Source organism: Thermogemmatispora sp. (assembly GCF_019683755.1).
Classification (GTDB): domain Bacteria; phylum Chloroflexota; class Ktedonobacteria; order Ktedonobacterales; family Ktedonobacteraceae; genus Thermogemmatispora.
Window position 1 is genome coordinate 1 of record NZ_JADGHT010000475.1, and the last position, 2,821, is coordinate 2,821.

Annotated in this window: 4 protein-coding genes; all 4 read right to left on the reverse strand. The window is 60.6% G+C overall.

From position 1 onward, the window contains the following. Window positions 1-29 precede the first annotated feature (29 nt). Window positions 30-1,592, reverse strand: coding sequence for a recombinase family protein (locus IRZ24_RS18960; RefSeq protein WP_297167886.1), 1,563 nt, complete (start codon window positions 1,590-1,592; stop codon window positions 30-32). After that, window positions 1,582-1,719 (reverse strand): hypothetical protein, encoded by a 138-nt coding sequence (locus IRZ24_RS18965; RefSeq protein WP_297167888.1) that lies wholly within the window; start codon window positions 1,717-1,719, stop codon window positions 1,582-1,584. The genes IRZ24_RS18960 and IRZ24_RS18965 overlap by 11 nt, the downstream gene beginning before the upstream one ends. A gap of 311 nt (window positions 1,720-2,030) precedes the next feature. Further along, on the reverse strand, window positions 2,031-2,354 hold the full coding sequence (locus IRZ24_RS18970; RefSeq protein ID WP_297167892.1) for a hypothetical protein: 324 nt from the start codon (window positions 2,352-2,354) through the stop codon (window positions 2,031-2,033). 105 nt (window positions 2,355-2,459) lie between these two features. Then, window positions 2,460-2,821, reverse strand: a 362-nt coding sequence (locus tag IRZ24_RS18975; RefSeq protein WP_297167894.1) for a hypothetical protein, incomplete at its 5' end; no start/stop codon positions are given.

Genomic DNA, 2,821 nt, shown 5'->3' on the forward strand with positions numbered 1-2,821 from the left:
AGCGGAACCGACGGGCATCGGTCTCTCTTTCAGTAAATATCTTGCTTCACGAGAAAGATCTTCTTTTCCTCATCATATTCTACCACTTCCCCGAGCAGAAGCAGCAAGGGAACAAACGGTGGGCGAGGTCGCAGGCCTACAATCCTTTTCCGCTCCAAATCATAGTAGAGACCCCCTGGCTCTAAGAGCAAGATGACTATCTGGCGTCGTTCCTCCGTCGTCGCAGCATCCCAGATGGTTGCCAGCCCGGGAAGCTGTTCCCCTGCAGCCAGCACGTGATCCAGTCGTACCCCACGTACTTCCCGTGCCTCCAGCTCGCGCAGGGTCAGCTCCACAGCTGCCATTTCCCCCCGAAACTCTTGCTCGCCGATGTACCCCTCCTTATACAGCTTGACCAGGCGCGCCCTCTTCAGCTTAAGTCGCTCCTTTTCCTTGTTTGTAAGCTTTTCATTATCTTCTTCTCCTTTCTCATCCTCTTCAAGCTTCTGACAAATCAGCTCTTGCCAGTCTTCTGGCAGAGCAACGCTTTTGAGTAATGCTCCGAATTGCCGACGCACCAAATCCGCCTTCACCCCTCGATTGCCTCCTGACGAGCAGGGCAGAAGGCGTCTCGCCTTCGCTGTATCCCGATAATAGTCATATCGGGATGCTGCTCTTTGAGACCGTAACGGCAACCCACAATGGCTGCAAGCAATATAGCCAGCAAATTCATGGACTCGCCTGGCCTTGCTCGCTCGCAGCGGTGCATGATGCATCGTCTCGCTCACGGCTCGGATCTGCTGCCACTCTTCATACGTGAAGGTGGCTGGATGCTGACCGCGAAACCGCTGGCCCTTATAGAGGACGGTCCCCCGGTCATCCCCGGGGGCAAAGGCCGCATAGAATTCGTTCCGCAGGATCGCATTGACCGTATCTTTCGTAAAGAGACGCTGTCCAAAGCGCTTGCTTCCCGTTCGGTAGCCCGCTGCATTGACCACGTCGGCAATTTTGTTCGCCTCCAGGCCTTGCAGGCGCAGCTCCCCAATCATGCGCAGGCCCGGATGGGTTTCAGGGTCAATCTCGGGAGGTTTTTTTGGCCCTCCTGAGCGATAGCCAAAGGGAAGATCTCCATTCGGCAATCCCTGTGCAGCTCGCTCACTCTTGCCCTTGCTCGTATGCTTTGCCAACATATCCGAATAATACGCTGCGAAGGCTGCGACAATCGTCAATTGGAGCATGCCCTCCGGCGTCGAGTAATCAATGTGCTCCGAGAGGGAGAGAAAGGCCACGCGGTGGGCTGAGAGGATGCGGAAGCTTTGCAAGGTGACCAAGACGTTTCGAGACCACCGATCCAGTGAGTGCACCATGATCATGCGGACGCGCCCAGCCTCCACGTCCTCCAGGAGGCGCTTAAATGCCGGGCGTTTGGCGATCTGCTCCCCTCTGGCACTCCGTTCATCGTCCACGTAGAAGACGGGGGCAGGCAGCCCCCGTCTTGCATACTCTTCGGTAATCGCTCGCTTCTGGGCATCCAGGCTGAAATTCTCCCGCTGCATCTCGCTCGAGCGGCGCACATAGGCTGCATATATCTGAACATTCCCCTCAAGCGGCATGTGCTGATCCCTTTTCTTGCTCTTTGAGATAGCGCTTGATGATCTGAGCCAGCAGCGTACAGAAGGCTACCACATCCGGGTGAAGTGGTTGCCCTGCTGGCTGCGATAGACCATAATAGGTCTCCATCGTTCATTTCACCTCCTTGAACGATCGCGTGCCCGCGAGGCTGAGAAAGCCGGCTAGCGAGGTGGCTCTCAAGTGGAGCACTCTGGCAATCACACCTTTCCCACCAGAAAGCCTTCTGGGAAGCGAGCGGGAAACAAACGGAAAGTGATGGGAATGCTGGAGAAATGTTGGTGGAAGCCGGGCAGGAACAAAGCGTCTTCGCTCCCTCACTGCTCGGGCTTCGCTCCTGCTCGGACATCTCTCCTTCCTGGACCTCTTCGGAAAGCCCCGGGAACAGCCAGGAAACTCGGGTACTCAGGAGGATGGATCTGTCAGGCCCCTTCCTCGGGAGAGGAGCAGGAGGGGCGCAGGGGCGGTTCCTGCTGCCCTGCTGGTGTCAGGGGGAACGCTCCCGCCGGCGGGGCACACGCCCGCGCCTGGCGGATCACCTGCAGCAGGGTCTGCAGCTGCCGTTGATCCTCTTCCAGGACGTCGTCCGTGGGTGTGCGCACGCCCCGACGCTTGCGCCGGTCGAGATACGCCCGCTCGCGGGCCAGCGTGCGCTCGAGCCATTGCTCCCAGACGTGGAGCTGCTCCCGTGATGTCCCGCAAAAGGGGCAGACCCCTGCCGCGGGTCCAGGTGGTGATCCTGTCATGTCAGCCGCTCTCCTTTCTTGCGTCTTGCCTTCCCGCCTGGCTGATGGGCGGGTTCCTGATGGCGCTCGGACCTGGAGCCTGCCGGCCACTGGTCCGCTCTGGGGTCACTCCCAGAGGGTGGCAGCCGCCGCGTGCTGCCCCTGGGCCACCTGGCCCTGCCCTCCGCGCGCAGCGCCAGACGCACGGGGCAGGTGCCCTGGCCGGCGGGAACCGGTGGATCGGGGCGTCTCTCCCTCGACCCAGGCCAGCAGGGTCTCGATGCGCGGGTCTGCTGGAGACAGTTCCTGCAGGAGCCGTGCCGTGGCCCTGGCCAGGGCCTGCAGGGCTTCCTCGGCGGTGAGGTCCTCCAGGAGAGCCTGGTGCATCCCCTCCACGCAGGTGATTAGCTCCTCAACCCAGGCTGCGGGAGCGACGGCGCAGAGCCGCTCGACCAGCTCGGCGAAGCGAGGGCCTCCGGCAGTGCGGG